Source organism: Caulobacter sp. FWC26 (assembly GCF_002742645.2).
In the GTDB taxonomy this organism is placed as follows: Bacteria; Pseudomonadota; Alphaproteobacteria; order Caulobacterales; family Caulobacteraceae; genus Caulobacter.
In genome coordinates this window covers 2,898,135-2,918,709 of sequence record NZ_CP033875.1, presented here as the reverse complement: position 1 = coordinate 2,918,709, position 20,575 = coordinate 2,898,135, and the positions used below count along the sequence as shown (strand labels likewise).

General features: G+C 66.6%; 20 protein-coding genes and 3 pseudogenes. 10 read left to right on the top strand and 13 right to left on the bottom strand.

From position 1 onward, the window contains the following. Window positions 1–93: 93 nt before the first annotated feature. From CSW63_RS24190 to CSW63_RS15340, 4 genes and pseudogenes are all read left to right on the top strand, one after another. A pseudogene (locus CSW63_RS24190) lies at window positions 94–195 on the top strand (hypothetical protein); the annotation flags it as partial. A gap of 125 nt (window positions 196–320) precedes the next feature. Continuing rightward, a pseudogene (locus tag CSW63_RS24185) lies at window positions 321–482 on the top strand (hypothetical protein); the annotation flags it as partial. Beyond that, on the top strand, window positions 476–1,150 hold the full coding sequence (locus tag CSW63_RS15345; RefSeq protein ID WP_062099881.1) for a bifunctional 4-hydroxy-2-oxoglutarate aldolase/2-dehydro-3-deoxy-phosphogluconate aldolase: 675 nt from the start codon (window positions 476–478) through the stop codon (window positions 1,148–1,150). The pseudogene CSW63_RS24185 and the gene CSW63_RS15345, both read left to right, overlap by 7 nt. A 6-nt stretch (window positions 1,151–1,156) precedes the next feature. Continuing rightward, complete coding sequence (locus CSW63_RS15340) at window positions 1,157–2,263, top strand: sugar kinase (RefSeq protein WP_062099882.1); 1,107 nt, start codon at window positions 1,157–1,159, stop codon at window positions 2,261–2,263. Here CSW63_RS15340 and CSW63_RS15335 read toward each other — a convergent pair. From CSW63_RS15335 to CSW63_RS15330, 3 genes and pseudogenes are all read right to left on the bottom strand, one after another. Further along, window positions 2,253–2,591, bottom strand: coding sequence for a hypothetical protein (locus CSW63_RS15335; RefSeq protein WP_062099883.1), 339 nt, complete (start codon window positions 2,589–2,591; stop codon window positions 2,253–2,255). The two genes, CSW63_RS15340 and CSW63_RS15335, sit on opposite strands and share 11 nt — an antisense overlap. A gap of 268 nt (window positions 2,592–2,859) precedes the next feature. After that, a pseudogene (locus tag CSW63_RS24180) lies at window positions 2,860–2,942 on the bottom strand (hypothetical protein); the annotation flags it as partial. Between the two features lie 447 nt (window positions 2,943–3,389). Beyond that, entirely contained in the window at window positions 3,390–3,701 is a 312-nt protein-coding gene (locus CSW63_RS15330; protein WP_062098807.1) for a DUF1244 domain-containing protein, read from the bottom strand. Window positions 3,702–3,712: 11 nt separating this feature from the next. Here CSW63_RS15330 and CSW63_RS24175 point away from each other — a divergent pair, with 11 nt between their 5' ends. The 3 genes from CSW63_RS24175 (at window position 3,713) to CSW63_RS15320 (ending at window position 6,512) form a co-directional block, all read left to right on the top strand. After that, complete coding sequence (locus CSW63_RS24175; protein ID WP_369797881.1) at window positions 3,713–3,856, top strand: hypothetical protein; 144 nt, start codon at window positions 3,713–3,715, stop codon at window positions 3,854–3,856. 54 nt (window positions 3,857–3,910) lie between these two features. Beyond that, window positions 3,911–4,996: a prolyl aminopeptidase gene (gene pip, locus CSW63_RS15325; protein ID WP_062098805.1), complete on the top strand. Its 1,086-nt coding sequence runs from the start codon at window positions 3,911–3,913 to the stop codon at window positions 4,994–4,996. A gap of 151 nt (window positions 4,997–5,147) precedes the next feature. Continuing rightward, window positions 5,148–6,512: a cation:proton antiporter gene (locus CSW63_RS15320; RefSeq protein ID WP_062098804.1), complete on the top strand. Its 1,365-nt coding sequence runs from the start codon at window positions 5,148–5,150 to the stop codon at window positions 6,510–6,512. Here CSW63_RS15320 and arsC read toward each other — a convergent pair. Genes arsC through CSW63_RS15305 form a run of 3 tightly spaced genes read right to left on the bottom strand, consistent with a single transcriptional unit; the run spans window position 6,509 to window position 7,940 of the window. Then, window positions 6,509–6,919, bottom strand: coding sequence for an arsenate reductase (glutaredoxin) (gene arsC, locus CSW63_RS15315; RefSeq protein WP_062098802.1), 411 nt, complete (start codon window positions 6,917–6,919; stop codon window positions 6,509–6,511). The two genes, CSW63_RS15320 and arsC, sit on opposite strands and share 4 nt — an antisense overlap. Beyond that, window positions 6,916–7,590 (bottom strand): MIP/aquaporin family protein, encoded by a 675-nt coding sequence (locus CSW63_RS15310; protein WP_062098800.1) that lies wholly within the window; start codon window positions 7,588–7,590, stop codon window positions 6,916–6,918. The genes arsC and CSW63_RS15310 overlap by 4 nt, the downstream gene beginning before the upstream one ends. Further along, window positions 7,587–7,940 (bottom strand): helix-turn-helix transcriptional regulator, encoded by a 354-nt coding sequence (locus CSW63_RS15305; protein ID WP_062098799.1) that lies wholly within the window; start codon window positions 7,938–7,940, stop codon window positions 7,587–7,589. Before CSW63_RS15305 ends, CSW63_RS15310 begins: the two co-directional genes overlap by 4 nt. Window positions 7,941–7,994: 54 nt before the next feature. Here CSW63_RS15305 and arsH point away from each other — a divergent pair, with 54 nt between their 5' ends. Both arsH and CSW63_RS15295 read left to right on the top strand, forming a co-directional pair. Next, the gene (gene arsH / locus CSW63_RS15300) at window positions 7,995–8,729 is read left to right on the top strand and encodes an arsenical resistance protein ArsH (protein ID WP_062098813.1); all 735 of its coding nucleotides are present in this window, start codon (window positions 7,995–7,997) and stop codon (window positions 8,727–8,729) included. After that, window positions 8,726–9,235 (top strand): arsinothricin resistance N-acetyltransferase ArsN1 family A, encoded by a 510-nt coding sequence (locus CSW63_RS15295; protein ID WP_062098797.1) that lies wholly within the window; start codon window positions 8,726–8,728, stop codon window positions 9,233–9,235. Before arsH ends, CSW63_RS15295 begins: the two co-directional genes overlap by 4 nt. 39 nt (window positions 9,236–9,274) lie before the next feature. On the opposite strand, the gene CSW63_RS15290 is transcribed toward CSW63_RS15295, so the two are convergent. The 3 genes from CSW63_RS15290 to CSW63_RS15280 form a co-directional block, all read right to left on the bottom strand. Next, on the bottom strand, window positions 9,275–10,501 hold the full coding sequence (locus CSW63_RS15290) for a PQQ-dependent sugar dehydrogenase (protein WP_099503312.1): 1,227 nt from the start codon (window positions 10,499–10,501) through the stop codon (window positions 9,275–9,277). A gap of 119 nt (window positions 10,502–10,620) precedes the next feature. Next, the gene (locus CSW63_RS15285; protein ID WP_082749681.1) at window positions 10,621–11,898 is read right to left on the bottom strand and encodes an MFS transporter; all 1,278 of its coding nucleotides are present in this window, start codon (window positions 11,896–11,898) and stop codon (window positions 10,621–10,623) included. A 44-nt stretch (window positions 11,899–11,942) separates the two neighbouring features. Further along, window positions 11,943–12,761 (bottom strand): 2-keto-4-pentenoate hydratase, encoded by an 819-nt coding sequence (locus tag CSW63_RS15280; RefSeq protein ID WP_062098796.1) that lies wholly within the window; start codon window positions 12,759–12,761, stop codon window positions 11,943–11,945. A 229-nt stretch (window positions 12,762–12,990) separates the two neighbouring features. On the opposite strand from CSW63_RS15280, the gene CSW63_RS15275 reads away from it, so the two are divergent. Beyond that, window positions 12,991–13,353, top strand: coding sequence for a BlaI/MecI/CopY family transcriptional regulator (locus tag CSW63_RS15275; RefSeq protein WP_062098794.1), 363 nt, complete (start codon window positions 12,991–12,993; stop codon window positions 13,351–13,353). A 29-nt stretch (window positions 13,354–13,382) separates the two neighbouring features. On the opposite strand, the gene otsA is transcribed toward CSW63_RS15275, so the two are convergent. The 4 genes from otsA to CSW63_RS15255 all read right to left on the bottom strand — a co-directional run bounded on the left by otsA (window position 13,383) and on the right by CSW63_RS15255 (window position 20,469). Beyond that, complete coding sequence (otsA, locus tag CSW63_RS15270; RefSeq protein WP_062098792.1) at window positions 13,383–14,870, bottom strand: alpha,alpha-trehalose-phosphate synthase (UDP-forming); 1,488 nt, start codon at window positions 14,868–14,870, stop codon at window positions 13,383–13,385. Beyond that, window positions 14,867–15,646, bottom strand: coding sequence for a trehalose-phosphatase (gene otsB, locus CSW63_RS15265; protein WP_062098790.1), 780 nt, complete (start codon window positions 15,644–15,646; stop codon window positions 14,867–14,869). The genes otsA and otsB overlap by 4 nt, the downstream gene beginning before the upstream one ends. A gap of 118 nt (window positions 15,647–15,764) precedes the next feature. Beyond that, window positions 15,765–18,563 carry a TonB-dependent receptor gene (locus tag CSW63_RS15260; protein ID WP_082749680.1) on the bottom strand — a complete coding sequence of 933 codons (2,799 nt, stop codon included), beginning with the start codon at window positions 18,561–18,563 and terminating at the stop codon, window positions 15,765–15,767. A 94-nt stretch (window positions 18,564–18,657) separates the two neighbouring features. Further along, window positions 18,658–20,469, bottom strand: a complete 1,812-nt coding sequence (locus CSW63_RS15255) for a glycoside hydrolase family 15 protein (RefSeq protein WP_062098786.1) — start codon at window positions 20,467–20,469, stop codon at window positions 18,658–18,660. Between the last annotated feature and the right edge of the window lie 106 nt (window positions 20,470–20,575).

The window sequence follows — 20,575 nt, the reverse complement described above, 5'->3', positions numbered from 1 at the left end:
CTTGTAACGGCGCTTGCGCTCCTTATCAGTTTCTGGTTATCTGCAAATGACACCGGTAGCGAAGTGGCCAAGCCACTTTTGGTAACCGGTGTCATACGTTTCGGTTCGGCTTGGCGGTCGGTCCGTCTCGTTTGCGGCTCTTTGAGCTCGCTCCTGCGCAAACTCTTGGGGCGTCGGCGAAATCCGACGCCCTCAATTTTGCGGTCCGGGCGAGGACTGAGGGGCGCGGAATAGGCCATAGGGAAGGAAGCGACAGCGACGGAAGATCGCCCTGCGGGTCGAGACCGGGGGACCGTGATCGGTCGAAGGTCGATGCGCCCTGCGACCTTAGTTTGACGTAGCGGCAAGCGCGGTGTGGCGCCCGAGCGCAACGCGGTCTAAGGGAACGCCCTGAGCCAATTCCGGCGAAATATTGCTCGCGCGGCGGCCCCTGCGGCGGTTCGCGCAAGAACGATCCTTCGGGAAGGAGTTTGAGATGGTGAAAGACCGTATGGCGGTGCTGACCGCCCTGATGGAGCAGGGCGTCATTCCGGTGTTCTATCACCCGGACGTCGAGGTCTGTAAGAACGTGATCCAGGCCTGCGCCGACGGCGGCGCGCCCTGCATCGAGTTCACCAACCGCGGCGATTTCGCCAGCCACGTCTTCTACGAAGTCACCCGTTACTTCGATAAGGCCGATCCGCGCGTGATCATGGGCGTGGGCTCGATCGTCGATGCGCCGACCGCCGGCATCTACATCGCCAACGGCGCCAAGTTCGTCGTCGGCCCGATCCTGAACGCCGATGTCGCCAAGGTCTGCAACCGTCGCAAGATCCCGTACTCGCCGGGCTGCGGTTCGGCCTCGGAAATCTCGTACGCCGAAGAGCTGGGCTGCGAGATCGTCAAGGTGTTCCCGGGTTCGTCGGTCGGCGGTCCCGATTTCGTCAAGGCGGTGCTGGGCCCGATGCCCTGGACCCGCATCATGCCGACGGGCGGTGTCGATCCGGACGAGGCTTCGGTGAAGAAGTGGTTCGGCGCGGGCATCGTCGCCGCCGGCATGGGCTCCAAGCTGATCACGCAAGAGCTGCTGGACGCCAAGGACTACGCGGGCATCTCCAAGAAGGTTCGCGAGACCGTCGATCTGATCAAGAAGGTTCGTGGGAAGGCCTAAGACCAAATGACCGACAATATCCTCAACATCCGCCCGGCTTCGGAGACGAAGTGGGACTGCGCCAGCTTCGGTGAAGTGATGCTGCGTTTCGACCCCGGCTTCGGCCGGGTTCGTAACGCCCGTCAGTTCCAGGTCTGGGAAGGCGGCGGCGAATACAACGTCGCCCGCGCTTTCAAGAAGTGCTGGGGCAAGCGCTCGACGGCCGTCACCGCCCTGCCGGTGAATGACCTGGGCTGGCTGGTCGAGGATCTGATGATGCAGGGCGGTGTCGACACCTCCCACATCATCTGGCGCGAGTTCGACGGCCTGGGCCGCAACACGCGCGTTGGTCTGAACTTCACCGAAAAGGGCTTCGGCGTTCGCCCGGCCCTGGGCTGCAGCGACCGGGGTCACTCGGCCGCCTCGCAGATCCGCCCCGGTGAAGTGAACTGGGAAAAGCTGTTCGGCGAAGAAGGCGTGCGCTGGTTCCACACCGGCGGCATCTTTGCGGCCCTGGCTTCGAACACGGCGGAAGCCGTGATCGAAGCCGTCGAAGTGGCCCGCAAGTACGGCACCGTCGTCTCTTACGACCTGAACTACCGCGCCAGCCTGTGGAAGTCGCAGGGCGGCAAGGAAGGCGCCCAGAAGGTCAATCGTCACATCGCCCAGTACGTCGATGTGATGATCGGCAACGAGGAAGACTTCACCGCCTGCCTCGGCTTTGAAGTGGAAGGCCTGGACGAGCACATCAGCTCGATCGACCCGGCCAACTTCAAGAAGATGATCCAGACGGCCGTGAAGGAGTTCCCGAACTTCAAGGTCGCCGCCACCACCCTGCGCAACGCCAAGACCGCCTCGGTCAACGACTGGTCGGCGATCCTGTACGCCGGCGGCCAGTTCTACGCCTCGATGATGCGGGAGAACCTCGAGATCTACGACCGCGTCGGCGGCGGCGACGGCTTCGCCTCGGGCCTGGCCTTCGGCTTCATGGAAGGCAAGGGTCCCCAGGCCGCCGTCGAGTACGGCGCGGCTCACGGCGCCCTGGCCATGACCACGCCGGGCGACACCTCGATGGTGCGCAAGGAAGAGGTCGAGGCCGTGATGAAGGGCAAGGGCGCGCGGGTCATCCGCTAAGCGTCTCTCGCTCTCTAAAGAACAAGGAGAAGTCCTCGGTCGCAAGGCCGGGGACTTTTTCTTTGACGCAGGGCGGTGTTTCATTGCCGTCCTCGTCGTATTCGACCTTCTGGTAGCCCGGTGGAATGGGCTCTCCAGGGTTGAAATAGCTGATCGCGCCGTACGCGCCGCGATAGGTGTACTGCTTGCGGCGTTCGATCTGCTCGTGAAGCGCGATGAACCGGGCCATGAGCATGGCTTTCAGGCGAGCCTTGTCACGGATGAAGCGCCGGCTGGCGCGGGTGCCGCCGGTGGAGCGCTTGAGTCGTGGCTTTCGAGGCAGGGGCATAAATGGTCTCTCCCACAAGCTCCCTTCTCCCTTGATGGGGGAAGGGTAGGGGATGGAGGTGATCCGCTGCGCTAGCCGTCGCGAAGGCGTTCGCCGCCGTGCTCACCCCCACCCAACCCTCCCCCATCAAGGGGGGAGGGCGCGCGAAATCGGCCCGACGCGGAAACGCCGGGAGCGGGGAGGGATGCGAGGCGCCGGACGTTCGTCCGGAGTGTGAAGAGTAATTACCGTTTCGACGAAGCCCGACGCCTCGCGCGACCGTTTTCCATCAGCGTCCCGTCGGGTGGCCCTGTTCAGGCCTTACCGGGACCTGGACCTCCCGTTTCCGAGAGCCCCAGCGATCGGAGAGGACGGGCTTGCAGCCAGACGCGCCCTTTTACCTCCAACCACGCCGACGGCGGGCGGGTGAACCCAGCAAGCTCAGCCCCGGACCGTTCGAGTATCCCCCTCGAACCTGTCCCCGCTCGACCGCCCCCCGAAGCCGCGAAGGTCGCTGGCCGCGCGCCCTCCCCAGTGCTTCGAGGTGGAAAGAGGATAGGGCCGGTTTTGCAGGGGAGGATGAAAAGGGCTGGATGCTCGTTGAGCGCCCATAAAATCCCTCTCTCTCTTCGAGAGAGGGAGGGGCCCGCGCTGTTAGGCGTGGGAGGGTGAGAGGTTACGAGAGTAACCTTTAAATCCTTTGTTATTCCAGTATCTTGTGGCTGAGCCCAATCCGGAAAGGGTGAAACCTCTCACCCTCCCACCGCTCCGCGGCGGGTCCCCCTCTCTCTTCGAGAGAAGGATTCTTCGCCCATCCCCCTACGCGCGTTCAGCCCGCAGTTTCGCGTTCAGCGCCAGGCTTTCCTCCATCCGCGCCAGTTGCTCGGGCGTCGCCGGCGACTGGTGCTTGGCCTTCCACTCGGCGGCGGGCATGCCATGGACCGCTTCGCGGGCGGCTTCCTTGCTGATTGTCCCGTCGGAGGCCTCATGGACCCAATCGCCCAGGCAGTTGCGGCAGAAGCCGGCCAGGCCCATCAGGTCGATGTTCTGGGCGTCGGCGCGCATCTGCAGATGCTCGACCAGACGGCGGAAGGCGGCGGCGGCGAGGCGGTCTTCGATGTCGAGGGCCATGGGTGTTCCAAATGTCGTGTCATCCCGGCCGCAGCGTAGCGGAGAGCCGGGACCCAGGGGGAACCGCAGTGCGCCGGCCCCTGGGTCCCGGCTCTACAGCCCGCAAGCGGGCTTCCGGCCGGGATGACACGGAAGAGCGTGAGTTTCGAGCCTAGAGATTTCCATCTTTCAGCGCGAGAGTGCGCGACCTCTTTCGGCAGGATTCGACCATGGATTTCTCGAAGCTTCGCGCCACCAGCAAGGTCACCACCGAGTGGAGCTATCCGCAAGGGCAGCCGCTGCGCACCGGCTGGCTGCGGGTCGACACGGCGCCGGACCACGAGCTCTATTGGGAGGAATACGGCCGCGCCGACGGCGAGCCGGTGATGTTCCTGCACGGCGGACCGGGCGGGGCCTGCGCGCCGGTGATGTCGCGCTTCTTCGATCCGGACCGGTATCGCGTGATCCTGTTCGACCAGCGCGGCTGCGGGAAAAGCCGCCCGACCGTGGCGGCCGACGGGCCGGAAAAGGCCTTGGCCAACAACACGACCGACCATCTGGTGGCCGACATCAACGCCCTGCGTGAGGCGCTGGGCGTCACCGGCAAGATGCACGTATTCGGCGGCAGCTGGGGCAGCACGCTGGCCCTCGTCTACGCCATCCGTAACCCGGAGAAGGTCGCCTCGCTGATCCTGCGCGGCATCTTCCTGGGCCGGAAGGAGGACCTGCTCTACATGTACCAGGGCAACGCCGAGACCTATGAGGCCCAGCCCTACGCCCTGACCGCGCCGGGCGCCTACATCACCTATCCCGACGAGTGGAAGGCCTTCGTCGAGGTGATCCCGCCCAACCAGCGCGGCGACATGATGGGCGCCTACAAGGCGATCTTCGACAAGGTTCCGACCACGGACGCCGAGCGCGAGGCTCAGCTGAAAGCCGCCCTGGCTTGGTCGGTCTGGGAGGGGACGATCTCGAACATGATCCCGGCCACCGAGGACGCGGGCAAGTTCGGCGAGGCCGCGTTCGCCTTGAGCTTTGCCCAGATCGAGGCGCACTTCTTCGCCCATGACCTGTTCTTGAAGGAGGGCGAGATTACTGACGGCGTGGCGGCGCTCGAGGGCGTGCCGGTCCATATTGTCCACGGCCGTTTCGATCAGGTCTGCCCGCTGACCCAGGCCTCGCGCCTCGTCCAGGCTCTGGAGGCGGCGGGTCAGCCGCCGGCGACCTACGTCATCACCGACGCCGGCCACAGCGCCATGGAAGCTCAGACGGTGATCGCCCTGACCGCGATCATGGACGGCTTGCCGAAGCTCTGAGCCTCGGAAAGCGTCTGGGACGAAAACCGCCGGAATCAGCGCGTGACAAGGCTGTCAAAGTGAGCGATCGATGGTTTGCGTCCGCGATCCTAGTCTGCGCGGCATGCCACAAGGCGCAAAGCCGGTACGGTGATTTGGGGGGCTTACGGACGTGTCGGACCTGATTTCGGAGACGCTGAAGACGGCGGCGGGCGTTCTTTCGCCGCATGGTCCGGCCACGGCGGCGGCCGCCCAAAGCTACAACGCCGGCGACTATTCCATTCACTTCTTCCTGCAGCTGGCCGTGATCCTGGTCACGTGCCGGGTGGTCGGCTGGTTGGGCAAGAAGTTCTTGGCCCAGCCGCAGGTGGTGGGCGAGATGATCGCCGGCGTGGTTCTGGGGCCATCGCTGCTGGGGCTGCTGTTTCCTGATTTCCAGTTGGCCCTTTTCCCGAAGGAGACGCGCAACGTCCTCTATGTCGGCGCGCAGCTGGGCGTAGGCCTCTATATGTTCATGGTGGGCACGACCTTTCAGGCCGACCACTTCAAGGCCAAGGCCAAGAGCGCGATGAGCGTCTCGTTCGCCGGCATCGCCGCGCCGTTCGCGATCGCGGCGATCATCACGCCGTTCCTGCTGAAGGTCCCCGGGCTGTTCTCGCCCGCCATCACGCCGGGCGCGGCGACCCTGTTCATGGGCGCGTGCATCGCCCTGACCGCCTTTCCGATGCTGGCGCGGATCATCAATGAGCGCGGCCTGCAGAAGACATCGCTGGGCACGCTGTCCCTGACCGCCGGCGCCTTCGACGACGCGGTGTCGTGGTGCGTGCTGGCGGTGGTGCTGGCCACGTTCGGCGGCGGCCCGGGCGTCGCGGGCCTGGCCATTGGCGGCGGCCTGCTGTGGGTGCTGCTGGTCCTGACCCTGGGTCCGAAAATCCTGGCGCCGCTGGGCCGCATGGTCGAGCGCGAGGGCGAGATGAGCACCCACGCGCTGGCCCTGGTCATCCTGGCCTTCTGCCTCTCAGCCTTCCTGATGGATGCGGTCGGCATTCACGCGATCTTCGGCGGCTTTATCATGGGCGTGGTGATGCCGCGCGGCCGCTTGACCGAAGAGCTGAAGAAGAAGGTCGAGCCGCTGGCCGTGGTGCTGCTGCTGCCGATGTTCTTCACCTATTCCGGCCTGAACACCCGGATGGACATGGTCAATTCGCCGGAGCTGCTGCTGATCGCGCTCGGCATCCTGGCCGCCTCGATCCTGGCCAAGTGGGGCGCCTGCTACCTTGCCGCCCGCGCCACCGGCGAGGACCACGCCACGGCCATGGGCATCGGGGCCTTGATGAACTCGCGCGGCCTGATGGAGCTGATCATCATCAATATCGGCCTGCAGAAGGGCATCATCGGCCCGACGCTGTTCTCGATGCTGGTGCTGATGGCGATCGTCACTACGGTGATGGCCAGCCCGCTGTTCGAGATCGTCTATGGGCGCAAGGCCCGCGCGCGGGGCGAATTGGACGCCGTGCCGGACGCCGCGAAGGCCTAGATCACGACCTCGCCGTCTTCCTTGCTGAACTGGTCGGGTTTGCGGTCCAGCAGGTCGAGCACCAGCTCGGACGGACGGCACAGCTTTACGCCCTTAGGCGTGACGACGATGGGGCGGTTCACCAGGATCGGGTGCTCGACCATCGCGTCCAGCAGACGATCGTCCGAGACGTCGTCGGCCAGCAGGCCCAGGGTCTCGGCTGGCGTGCCCTTTTCCCGCATCAGGGCGCGCAGCGACCCGCCGGACCGGGCGGCGAGGTCCTGCAGCTGCTCGCGGGTCCAGCCGGTCTTCAGGTACTCGACGATCTGCGGCGCATAGCCGGCGGCCTGGACCAGGGCCACGGTGTTGCGCGAGGTCCCGCAGGCCGGGTTGTGAAAGATGGTGATCGGGAAGGCGGTGTCGGTCATCGAGAGGTGTCCGTCTTGAGAAGCCAGCCAAACAGCGCCGCCGCGAGCAGGGCGCCGACCAGTTGGGCGAGAATGAAGGCCGGCGCGCTGGTCGGCGCGATCCCGGCGAAGGTGTCCGACAGGCTGCGCGCCACCGTGACCGCCGGATTGGCGAACGAGGTCGAGGCGGTGAACCAGTAGGCGGCCGTGATGTAAAGCCCTACGGCCATCGCCGTGCTGTCGGGCCGAAAACGGCTGACGCCCAGGATCGTCGCCACCAGGCCAAAGGTCGCCACCATCTCGGCGAAGGCTTGGCCGCCCCCGGAGCGCAGCTTGGTCGAGACTTGCAGGATCGGTTCGCCGAACATGGCGTGCGCACCCCAGACGCCCGCGATCCCGCCCAGCACTTGGGCCAGCGGATAGGCCAGCGCCAGGGCGATCGGCAGTTCGCGCCGCAGGGCCGCGACCAGGGTGACTGCCGGATTGAAGTGGGCGCCGGAGATCGGGCCGAAGACCCAGATCAGCACGACCAGCGCCGCTCCCGTCGCCAGGGTGTTGCCCAGCAGCGCGATGGCGACATTTCCGTCCGAGAGGCGCTCGCCCATGATCCCAGAGCCGACCACGACGGCCAGCAGCAGGGCCGACCCCAGGGCTTCGGCGACGAGGCGGCGGGGCGTATCGAACGGGCTCACGCCTTGGCCGTCCCGCAAGCCATGCCGCCGCTGACGATGGCGCTCAGCGGGGCGCAGATCTGCGGCGCGCCGGCGCAGCAGTCCTCCATCAGAAAGCCCAGCAGCCCGCTCATCGCGTCATAGTCGGCCTTGTAGATGATCGAGCGGCCGTCGCGGCGCGAGGCGATCAATCCGGCGTGGGACAGGACGTTGAGATTGGCCGACAGGCTGTTTGGCAGCACGCTCAGCGTGCGCGCGATCTCGCCGGCGGCGACGCCCGCAGGGCCGGCCTGCACCAGGAGGCGGAAGATCGCCAGGCGCCCTTCGTGGCCCAAGGCCGACAGCATGTTGACAGCCGCTTTCGATTCCATATTTCCAATATGCTAGAATTATTCGACAGATCAATGACGATGCTGGAGGCGCGTTTGTCCGAGTTCCCCGCCCTGGATGCCAAGTTCTTGGCCAAGATCGATGGCGACCGCCTTGAGGTCGATGTTCGCGCGAGCCATCCGCCGCGCATCCTGCTGCTGTACGGGTCACTGCGGGAGCGCTCGTTCAGCCGCTTGCTGGTTGAAGAAGCCGCCCGCATTCTTGAGGCGCTGGGGTGTGAGACGCGGATCTTCGATCCTCGCGATCTGCCCCTGCCCGACGCGACCGGCCCCGACCACCCCAAGGTGCAGGAGCTGCGCGCGCTGTCTCAGTGGTCGGAAGGGCAGGTCTGGTGCAGCCCCGAACGGCATGGCGCCATCACGGGGATCATGAAGGCGCAGATCGACTGGATTCCGCTGGAGATCGGCAGCGTGCGCCCCACCCAGGGCAAGACCCTGGCGGTGATGCAGGTCAGCGGCGGGTCTCAGTCGTTCAACGCGGTCAACACGCTGCGCCTCTTGGGCCGCTGGATGCGGATGATCACCATTCCCAACCAGTCGTCGGTGGCGATGGCCTTCCGCGAGTTCGACGACAACGATCGCATGCTGCCGTCCAGCTACTATGATCGGGTCGTCGATGTGATGGAGGAGCTGGTGAAGTTCACCCTGCTGACGCGGGACCGCGCCGACTATCTGGTCGATCGCTACAGCGAGCGGAAAGCGCAAGGCCGGATTCCCGAGCATGTGGCGCTGGCCGCCGAAGCCATGAAGCACGAGGCGGCGTCCGCATGACCGCCGCTGCGCTGACCGTACGTCCAGCCGCCGTCGATGACGCGACGGCTATGGCCGAGATCTACAACGAGGGCATCGCCGACCGGGTCGCCACCTTCGAGACCACGCCGCGCACGCCCGAGGACGTGTTGGCCTGGTTTGACGGGAAGCATCCGGCCGTGGTCGTGGTCGATGCGGCCGGGCAGGTGGTCGGCTATGCGGTGACCTTCGCCTACGCCGATCGCTGCTGCTATGCGGGCGTGGCGGAGTTCTCGGTCTATGTCCGCCGTTCGCATCGCGGTCAGGGCGTCGGGGTGGTGGCCATGAAGGCCTTGATCGCCGCCGCCGAGGACGCAGGTTTCTGGAAGCTGTTGTCGCGGGTGTTCGTGGAGAACCGGGCCAGCCTGGCTCTGTTGCGCTCGGTCGGATTTCGCGAGGTGGGCGTGCATGAGAAGCACGGCAAGCTCGATGGCGTCTGGCGCGACGTGGTCGCCGTGGAGCGGATCATCGAAGCCAATCTTGGCTAGAAGGGGCCTCGGCGTCGGCGCCCAGGCCCCCTTTTTCGATCAGCCCTTCGGCGTGATCCTGATCAGCTTGCCGTCTTCCTCGTCGGTCAGCACGTAAATCGCGCCGTCGGGACCGACCGATACGTCGCGGACGCGGCCGCCGATGTCGGCGAACAGGCGCTCCTCGCCGACCACCTTGTCATCCTTGAGCACCAGGCGTGCGACGTGCTGCTCGCGCATCGAGCCGATCAGCAGGCTACCCTTCAGCGCTGGGAACAGGGCGCCGTTATAGAGCGCCATGCCCGACGGGGCGATGACGGGGTCCCAGTAGTACACGGGTTGTTCCAGCCCCGCCTTCTGCGTCGCGCCTTCGCTGATCGGCTTGCCCGAATACTCCTCGCCATAGGTGATCAGCGGCCAGCCGTAGTTCTTGCCGGGTTCTGGGCGGTTCAGCTCGTCGCCGCCGCGTGCGCCGTGCTCGACGGTCCACAGGCGGCCCTGCGCATCCAGCGTGGCCGATTGGATGTTGCGATGGCCCAGCGACCAGATGTCCGGCTTGGCGCCGGCAGTGTTCACGAACGGATTGTCGCTGGGGATCGAGCCGTCGGCGTTGATCCGAACGACTTTGCCTAGGGTGCCGTCCAGGTTCTGGGCCTGCACACGGCCGGCCGGGATCGATCGCTCGCCGGTGGTGATGAAGAGCTTCCCGTCACGACCAAACACCAGGCGGCCGCCGAAGTGCAGGGCGCTGGCCATCTTCGGCGTCTGGCGCCAGATCACCTGCACATCGTCCACCTTGGGCGCCGCGCCCAGGGCCAGCTTGCCACGCGCCACGGCCGTGCCGTTTACGCCGTCGGTTTCCTCCGCGTAGGACCAGTAGACGAGGCCGTTCTTGGCGTAGTCAGGATCGATGGCGACGCCCAGCAGGCCGCCTTGGCCCTGGGCGTAGATCGCCGGCAGGCCAGTAACGGCGGGGGAAAGCTTGCCGTCCTTGCCATAGACGCGCAGGCGGCCGGCCCGCTCGGTCACCAGGATCTCGCCGGTCGGCAGGAAGGCCATGCCCCAGGGGTGGTCCAGGCCGCTGGCGAGCGTCTGATACTGGCCGCTGATCGCGGAGTTCAGGCCGGGCGCGCGGGTCTGGCCGGCGAAGGCGGGTTTCTGCTCCGGGGCGTTCGGCGCGCGGCTCTCGACCGGCGCGCCGGCCTGGCCGGGCTGAGCGGGAGCGGGACCACAGGCGGCCAAGGCGGCGGCGAGGGCGGCGGAGGCGGTGAGCAAGGGCGTGCGCATGACTCTTACTTAGAGCGCTTTTCGCCCCGCGCCAGCCGGTTATCCCCTGTCCTGGGTTCAAACAAAAAGGGCCGGGGATTGCTCCCCGGCCCAAATTGATCTCGATCGAAACGCGGTGACTAGACCTTCACCGGCTCCATCTTGGGCGCCAGCAGGTGAACGACCAGCAGCGCGACCAGATAGGCGCTGCCCGCCACGATGAAGATCGGCGTGTAGCTGCCGATGCTTTCCAGCACCTGGCCGATGTACTTGGAGAACACCATGCCGCCGAACGCGCCCAGCATGCCGCCGATCCCGACAACCGAGCCCACGGCCCCGCGCGGGAACACGTCCGACGGCAGGGTGTAGAGGTTGGCCGAGAAGCCCTGGTGGGCGGCGGTGGCGACACCGATGATCAGCACGGCCAGCCAGACCGAGCTGGCGTAGGAGGCGAACATCACCGGCACGGCCAGCAGCGCACACACCAGCATGGTCAGCTTGCGGGCCTTGTTGATCGAGGCGCCGTTCTTGAGCAGGCGCGAGGATAGCCAGCCGCCGCCGACGCTGCCGACGTCCGACAGCAGATAGATCGCCACGATCGGCGGGCCGAAAGTCTTAAGGTCCAGGCCATAACGCTTGCCCAGGAAATCCGGCAGCCAGAACAGGAACATCCACCAGATCGGGTCGATCAGGAACTTGCCCAGGGCATAGGCCCAGGTCTCGCGCTTGGTCAGCAGTTTGGTCCAGGCGATCTTTTCGACCGGGTCGGCCGGATCCTGCTCGATGTGCGCCAGCTCGGCGGCGGACAGGTTCTTGGTTTCGCGCGGCGTACGATAGACCAGCAGCCAGATCGGCAGCCAGATCAGACCGGCGACGCCCGTGACGATGAACGCCATCTGCCAGCCCCAGGTCAGCACGATGGCCGGAACGACCAGCGGGGTGACGATGGCGCCGATATTGGTGCCGGCGTTGAAGATGCCGGTGGCGAAGGCGCGCTCCTTCTTGGGGAACCACTCGGTCACGGCCTTGATGCCGCCCGGGAAGCCTCCGGCCTCGCCGACGCCCAGCGCCATGCGGGCGAAGATGAAGCCTGTCAGGCCACGCGCGCCGGCGTGGGCGATGTGCGCGACTTGCCAGATCAGGAAGGCGATGCCGAAGCCCCAGCGCGCCCCGATCTTGTCCATGATCTTACCCCAGACGAGGTAGGCCACGGCGTAGGAGAGCTGGAAGTAGAAGACGAGGTTGGCGTAGTCCTTCTCGCTCCAGCCGAACTCGTGCGACAGGTCGGTCTTCAGGAAGCCGATCGTCTGGCGATCGACATAGTTGATGACCATCGCCAGAAACAGCAGCGTGACGATGACCCAGCGATACCGTCCGATCTTCTCGGAGGGTTCGGGCGCTTTTGGAACCTCGATCAACTTGGCTTCCTTCCCCTGTGTTTTTTATCGCGTTGGTGTTGGCGTCAGGCCGGGACGGCTACGCAATCCACGGTTCCGAACGGGCCGAAACTCACATGGGCGACGTCGCCGGCGACCACGTCGTGAATCCCGGTGGTCGCGCCTGTCGTGACGATCTGGCCCTTCTTCAGCGGCTTGCCGCGCGCGGCGACGGTTCCGAGCAGGAAGGCCAGCGCTGCGAGCGGCGAACCCGGAATGGTCGCGGCCGTCGCGGTACCCACCGACTTGCCGTTGATGAAGGTCTCGACCGGCATATCCTCCCAGGCGATGTCGCGCCAGTTGGAAATGGCCTGACCAATGATCTGACCATCATTGTTGCCGAAGTCTGACGCCACCACGGTGGGGCCGAGCGCATTGATGGTCTTCAGGGGGCTGCCGGCGATCTCGACGCCGACCAGCAGCTCGCCCACATAGTCGGCGGCTTCCTCGGCGGTCCACTCGGTCTTGCCTTCCGGCGCGTCCTTACCCAGGCGGATGATGAACTCGGCCTCGACCGCGCAGAAGCCGCCGGCGATGGCGCGGAACGTGTTCGGCTTCTCGGACGACGCCTGCTGCACCTTGGACTTGAAGATGCAGCCGGCCAGCCGTTCGGCGCCCAGGCGCTCGCGGTGCTGCGGCGGCACGAGACCCACCTTCCAGCCGACCAGTTCGTCGGGCCAGAGGTCGATTGCGATGTCCTGGACCGCGTAGCCGTCGGCCATGCTGGGGGGGATGACGCCGCCTGGATAGCCTGGAACGCTGACGCCCTGCTGACGAGCCTTGACGAATTGGGGGGCGATGGCCGCGGGGGCGAAAACCTCGCTGTCGGCCTCAGAAACGGTCACGCCGCAAGTCCTCCCTCGAATCCGGCACTTTCCCCGCTTTGCAGGGATTGCGATGTCTGTAATGGAAACCGGTGTCATTGACAATCGGGGCTGAGACGCCTGCGCATCGGAAATACGGACCCGTCCTTTGCCCAGCCCTCGCTCAGAGCGGGCGACATCGCGCTCGCCACGGCTTGACAGGCGTAATAACCGGTATAGCGTTTCGCGTTGAATTACGGATGTAAGCGTCATGCACATCACCGCCGCCGAAGCCCATGTGATGGAAGCGCTCTGGCGCCGCTCGCCGTTATCGGCCGACGAGCTGGTCGCCGAGGTCGGCGCCGCGCAAAATTGGGGCGAAGCCACCGTCAAGACGCTGATCAATCGCCTGCTGAAGAAGAAGGCGATCCGCTCCGAGCGCGCCGACGGCAAACACGGCTATCGTCCGCTGGTCGACCGCAGCGCCTATGTCCAGGCTGAAAGCCAGGGACTTCTAGATCGCCTGTTTGACGGCCAGCTGGCGCCGCTGATCAGCCACTTCGCCCAACATCGGCCGCTCAAGCCCGACGAAGTCGCCAAGCTCAAGAAGCTCATCGACGAGATGGGCGAGTAGGTCCAGGCCCTTCGGCGTCGTGGGCAGTCTCAGGCTCTGACGTCCTGCGCCTCGGTGTTGCGGGCCTTCAGGGCCTTTGCAGCGGTGTCCAGGCTCTGCACGCGAGGTCTCGGGAGCGGGGCGGTGGCCGTGTCCGAAATCGACTCGCCCTTCAGCGCCGAAACGAAGTCGTCGCGCCATGCGGTGACGTCCTCGCGCTGGACGTTGTCGAACAGGGTCCGCCACCGGCGCTGGCGCTCGGTCAGATCCATCGACAGGGCCCTGTCCAGCGCGTCGGAGACCTCTTCCGGGCTGTTGGGATTGATGATCAGGGCGTCCTTCATCTGACGCGCCGCGCCGGCGAAGCGCGAGAGGATCAGCACGCCGGGGTCTTCCGGATCCTGGGCGGCGACAAACTCCTTGGCGACCAGATTCATGCCGTCGCGCAGCGGGGTCACCAGCGCGGCCTTGCTGGCGCGATAGACGCCGGCCAGTTCGTCACGACGGTAGGAGCGGTTGACCCAGCGGATGGGGGTGAAGTCCATCTCGGCATAGGCGCCGTTGATGCGCCCGATCAGGCCGTCGAGCCGCACGCGCAGGTCCTGATAGGCCTCGACCTCGTCGCGAGAGATCGGGGCGATCTGCAAGAGCATCACTTCGCGGCGAAGCTCGGGGTGGTCGTGCAGGAAGCGCTCGAAGCCGATGAGGCGCTCTTCAAGCCCCTTCGAGTAGTCCAGCCGGTCGACGCCCACCACCATCTTACGAAACACGCTGTGGGCCATCATGCGGTCGTAGACCTTGCGAGCGGTGTCGCCGTCGACGAGGCGGGCGAAGTCCTGGGCGTCGACGCCAATCGGGAACGCCGCCGCCCGGGCGCGCTTGCCGAACGCCACAAGCTCGCCCCGTTCGGTCTTGGAGCCCTCGACCTCTGAGAAAACGTAGCCTTCGAAAGCCTGAAGCGACTCCTCGGTCTGGAAGCCGATCAGGTCGTAGTCGAAAAGAGCCTCCACCAGTTGCCGGTGGCGGGGCAGGGTGACCACCAGCTGATGCGCCGGCCACGGGATGTGCAGGAAGAACCCGATCCGGTTAGTGACGCCCAGTCGGCGAAGCTCTCGCGCCAGGGGGATCAGGTGATAGTCGTGGATCCAGACGATGTCGTCTGGCTCGATCAGCGGCAGCAGGGTCTCGGCGAACAGGCGGTTGACCCGGTCATAGCCCTGCCCGAACGAGCGGTCGTAGGCGGTCAGGTCTACGCGATAGTGGAACAGCGGCCACAGCGTCTTGTTGGCGTAGCCGTTGTAGTACTCCTGATAGTCAGTCTCCTCGAGATCGACGGTGGCGACGGTGACGCCGTCGATCCGCTGCATGTTCAACTGGCCGCTGAACTCAGGAACGGTTTTGCCGCTCCAGCCAAACCAGATGCCGGAATACTCGCGCAGAGCCGCCGCGAGCGCCATGGCCAGGCCGCCCGTCGAGCTTTCGCCGTCGGCGGGATTGGGCGGGTTCACCCGGTTGGAGACCACGATCAACCGGCTCATGCGGTCACCGGCGCGGTGAGGGTTTGCAGCCAGCGGCTGACGTCGCGGGTGTCAGATAGGCGATAGCGGGCGGTGGTCGGGCGCGGTTCGCCGACCAGTACGCCGAAGCCGCCCAGGCGTTCAGCGGCGGCGAAGCCATCCTCGTCGGTCAGGTCGTCGCCGACGAAGATGGGAGTCGCGCCCAGGAACGGCGGTTCGCGCAGGAAGGCGGCGACCGCCGCCCCCTTGTCCGCGCCGGGCGTGCGCAACTCGGCCACCATGTCGCCGAGTTGCAGGATAAGCCCTGTCGCGCGGGAAAGACGTTCAGCGGCCTCAATCACCGCTTCGGCGGCGTTGGGCGCGTTGCGATAGTGCAGCGCGACGCTGAGGGCCTTGTCCTCGAACAACAGGCCTCGGTCGCAATGCGCCAGTTCACCCAGGATCCGGCGGGCGTCTTCGAGGCCAGGGTGGGGCTCAAGCGTGGTGACGATCCCGTCGGCCGAGCGCCGCACAAGGCCGTGCACCGCGCCAATCGCGGGCACGCCCCGGCTGAGAATGTGATCGAGGTCGGGGAGTGACCGCCCGCTGACGACGGCGACACGTCCGTTCAGCCTCTCGCGCGCAAGGCTCAGCAAGCGGGCGCGGGCGGGGTCAGGCCCCACGTCGTCGGGACGCGGCATGATCGGGGCCAAGGTGCCGTCCAGATCCAGGAAAAGGGCGGCCCGGCGGGGCAGGTCGCCGGGCGGCGTGGGCAGATTGGCGGACTCCGTCCGCGCGGCCGGCATGGCCACGGTCATGGCGAGAACCCCCTCAGCTGTAAGCAACATGGGGGTCAGAACGCGGAACGGCGGCGTTCGATCCCGGCCGACGGTCAAGCGGGCGTGATCAAAAGGCAGGTGGGGCCGCTGTCCGTGCCTAGAACAGCAGCTTCCTCACCGTGAACTGCACGACGCGGCCGCGCGGATCCAGGTAGTCGGGCTGGTAGGTGAGCGGGGTCACGCCGTTGGCGTCGCGAACCTTGGTCTCGGCGTCGAACAGGTTGTTGACGGCCAGGCTCAGGCGCACGCCGCGCAGCAGCGGATGGGCTTGGACCAGTTCGCGCCGTACGCCCAGATCGGCGAACAGGCGCAGATTGACGGTCGCCAGGCTGGAGAAGTCGAGGGCCGTGGTCGCGCCGCCGACGCCGCCGTCGACGTGCGTCCCGCTTTTCCAGTTGGCGGTGAGCCGGGCGCCGAGGCCATAGCGGGTGATCCCGGCCTGGGCCTCGACCTCGTGACGCGGCTGACCGCCGCCCGATCCGAGCACGTCACCGTTCAGCAGGTCCAGAACCGGCAGCCCGTCGGCGATGGTCACACGTTCCTTCAGATGGACCGTGTGGAACAGCGCCAACTGCAGACGCGTGGCGCGCGGATTGCCGCCGCCGCGACCAAAGCCGCCGCCGCCGAAACCGCGTCCGCCGCCCCCGCTAAAGCGTTGTCCATCGCCGCCGGGCGGACGCGAAGCCTCCTCTCCGGTGGCCGGCGCTGCGCCGGTCGCCGGCTGCGGCGCGTTGGTCTCGGACGTGCTGTCGGGCGCCGGACCCGGCGTCGGGGCGCGGTCCGATGCGGCGCCCTGGCGTCCGCGCCAGCCTCCGGGCGGCGGCGGCGGAGCCTTGCCGATCTGGCGCGAGAGGTTGAACCCCCAGCGGATCTGTTCGCGCTCGCGCTTCTGGAAGTTGACCGGTCGGGTGTCGATGCGGGTCAGGACGCCGTCGCTGTCGCGCGTGAAGCGGTCCGGGAACGCGGCCTCGACGGCGGCCGTGGCGGCCGGGAAGCCGGCGACGGGGTTGTCGATCCGCGTGCGGCTGTAGTTGGCGGTCAGGGACAGGCCCTGGATCTTCTCGGGCTTGTAGGTGGCGCCCAGGCGCAGGACATTTCGCGTCTCGCCGCGAAGATCCGGATTGCCGCCGCTGACGCGGGTGACGTCCACGCTGGTCCCGCGCACATAGTCGAAGACCTGGCTGCCGGGCGTTACGATCAGCGGATTGCCGAGTTGGGCGATGCTCGGCGCGTTCTCCTGACGGGTGGCCGAGGCGATGAAGCTGAGCGGCCGGACTGGCGACCAGTTCACGCCGCCGCCCACCGTGGTCAGGGTCCCGAAGTCGGAAACCTGGCGGGCGGCGAGGTTCAGGTTGGCCGACAGGTCGCCGAGCGCGGCGTGGACGCCCTTGCGTCGGCTGGCCAGGGGCAGGTCGAAGCTGAGCTGAACGTCGCCCTCGCCGCGCGACAAGGTGCTGTCGCTCTGGACGCCCGAGCGGACCGAGGTCGCCTCCAGGCGTGAGCCCGTCGCGCCGAGCTTCAAGGTCGTCGACAGGTCGCCGGCCTTCAGCTTGGCCAGGGCGCGGTTGGCGACGAATTGCAGGTCGGCGGTGTCGGTCGTCGACTTGGCGCGGTCGGTGTTGAGCGGCAGGGCGGGGAGGGCGCCGAACGGGTTCAGCCCGGCCTCCAGGCCCGTCAGGCGCGCTTGCAGGGCGCTGACGTCGACGCTGCGATCGGTTTCGGTCTTGTTGATCGCGCGATCGTAGTTGCCGGTCAGGGACAGGCGTAGCTGCTCAGTGTCGCGGTTCAGCGTGAAGCCGGCGTGGCCGGCGAGATTTCGCGATGTCTGGCCCAGGGCGTCCTGGCCGCCGAGATAGCGATACAGCAAAACATCCTGGCCGAACGGCGAGAAGGGGCTGGCGGCGGGCAGAGTCAGGCGCGCCCGCGCGGGGCCTTGCAACGAGTCGTTCTCCGACCCGGTCAGGCTGAGGTTCAGGGTCGCCGAGACGTTGTCGAGGATGTAGCGATTGGTGACGCTGTTGATCGTCAGCTGCCGGTTGCGGGGCAGTAGCGTGCGGTCGTCGGTGATGTCGCTCACGTTGGCGCGGTTCGCGCCCGGCAGGAAACCCGCCAGGCTCGGGGCGCCGGCGGCGGCCGAAATCGGAACGCCCGCCACGCTCACGGGCGTTCCCGCCAGGGCGCTGAGGTTGGTGAGGGCGCCGCCGCCGACCGGCGTAACGTTGCCCGAGAAGTCATAGAGGCCGGTGCTGGAGCGACTGACCAGATCACGGTCGCTTTCCAGCAAGGCGTCACTATTCTGGATCTTGACCGAGAGGTTGGTGCGGCCATTCCGGTTCAGCTGCAGCCGGCTCCAGTTGAGCTGCTCGGTCATCTGCCCGCCATCGGTCGAGCCGCCCACGGTGGCGTCGACGGTCGAGGCGCGGAAGCGCTGGCGCAGCACGATGTTCACGACCTTCTGGTCGGCCGAGTAGCCGTATTTGAGCGCGACCTCCTCGGGCAGGACCTCGACGCGCTGGATCGCCTCGCTAGGGAGGTCGCGGATCTCGCCGCGTCCCGAGATGCGACGGCCATTCAGCAGGATCACCGGATCGCCGCCAAGGCCGCTGGTGGTCTGGGGCTGGAGTTCGGTCAGCAGGTCTTCCACCGAACTGACGCCGATGGCGCGGACGTCGGCGGCGGTGAAGGTCTCTTCTGGCGAAATGTCGCCCAGCACCGCGCCGAACGGCTTGCCGCTGGCGGTGATGGTGACGGCCTCGACCTCGGTGTCTTCCAGGTCCGGCGACGGGGAGGCCGGCGGCGCCGTCTGTGGCGTCGTGGCCGGCTGGACCTGCTGCGCGTGCGCCGCGCCGGCCGACAACAGGCCAAGGACGCCGACGAGGGCGAGTTTACGGCTCACGATGAGCGCCTCCGATAACGATACGTCCCGGGCCGGGTGTTGCGCGCCTCATATGGCGCCGGGATTTCAGAGTTTGCGAAAATCGCAACACGCGTCAGCGGACCGAGGTCCATGGACGGCTGAGCAGCACGGCGCAATTGATCAGGCCCACCAACGAGTAGGTCTGGGGGTAGTTGCCCCACAGCTCCCCGTCGGCGAAGCCGATGTCTTCCGAAAGAAGACCGGCCGGGGTTCGGCGCGACAGCATGTCCTCGAACAACGCCCGCGCTTCGTCGCTCCGCCCGGCCAGATGCAGGGCCTCGATCAGCCAAAAGGTGCAGATGTTGAACGCGGTCTGGGGCGAGCCGAAGTCATCGGGGATCGCATAGCGCAGCAGATAGGCGCCGCGCCGCAGACCCTCCTCGATGGCCTTCAAGGTGGCGACGTTGCGAGGATCGTCCGCAGTGTGGAAGCGTAGGTCGACCAGTTGCAAAAGCGACGCGTCCAGCTCGTCGCCCTCGAAGGTGGCGGCGAAGCGGCCAAGCTTGTCGTTCCAGGCCCGAGACTCGATGACCTGCCGCACCTGGGCGGCGCGGCCGTTCCAGAAGGCGGCGCGATCCTCCAGGCCCAGCTTCTCGGCGGCGTTGCCCAGGCGGTCGCACGCCGCCCAGCACATGGCCGACGAGTAGGTATGGACGTTGGCGCGACCCCGGAACTCCCAAAGGCTGGCGTCGGGCTGGTCGTGAAGCCGGAACGCCTGCTCGCCCACGGGCTCCAGGGCCTGGAAGTCCTCGATGGTGGCGGGGCGCAGCAGGCGCTCATCGAAGAACGCCTGGACGGTCGATAGGACGATCTGTCCGTATGCGTCGTTTTGGATATGCTCGTAGGCCTGATTGCCCACTCGTACGGGCCCCATGCCCCGGTAGCCAGGCAGGTCAGGGGCGATCCGCTCGGTCAGCACCTCCTCGAAGCCCACGCCGAACAGCGGCTGAATGTGGCCGCCGTTAGCCCGATCGACGATGTTGCGCAGATAGCCCAGATAGTTCTCCAAGATATCGACCGCGCCCAGCCGGTTGAGCGCCTGCACTACGTAATAGGCGTCGCGCAGCCAGCAGTATCGATAGTCCCAGTTGCGGCCGCTGTCGGCGTGTTCAGGGATCGAGGTCGTCAGGGCCGCGACGATCGCGCCGGTCTCCTCGTGCATGCAGAGCTTCAGGGTGATGGCGGCGCGGATCACGGCGGTCTGCCATTCCAGGGGCAGGGCCAGGCCGCGCACCCACAGTTTCCAGTACTGGTCGGTTTCGCGCATCATCCGCTCGCAGGTCGGACCGATCGGCGCGTTGAAGCCTTCATCGGGACCCAGATACATGGCGATCGGGCGCTCAAGCCGGAACGTCCGCTCTTCCAGGATGTGGGACACCGGCGCGTCGGTCGACAGGCGCAGCGTCATGTCCGAGCACAGATAGCGGATGTGGTTCGAGCCGGAGGTGTGCTCGGCGACCCGAGCGCCCCAATCGGCCGTCGGCCGCAGTCGCAGGGTGATCCGCGCCACGCCCACGAGCGGACGGATCAGCCGCACGAAGGCCGTCGGTCGGAAAAGGCGTCCGAACTGCTGATAGCGCGGCGCGAAGTCGATGATCTCGAACCGCGCGCCATCCTCGTCCGCGATCTCGGTGCGCAGGATCGGGGTGTTGCGCAGATAGCCCTGGCGGACCTCGGCGCGGCGCTCGACCTGCACGTCCCAGACGCCCTTGGCTTCCGCGCCTTCGAGATCGGCGTTGTCGAGCAAGGCGCTGAACACCGGATCGGAGTCGATGCGGGGAGCACAGGCCCAGACGAAACGACCGCCGGTGTCGATCATGGCGCTGACGGCGCAATTGCCGATCGGAAACAGGTCTAGGGTCTTTTGTGGCAAGGCTCTGTCCATGGTCGCCCCCGCGACGCCAGCGATGTTCCTGGCCACGGTGAAACCAACGGTGTGGCTTGCGGGTTCCTGTTACTGAAAAACGTCTTCGTGCGGCTGGGGGAGAGTT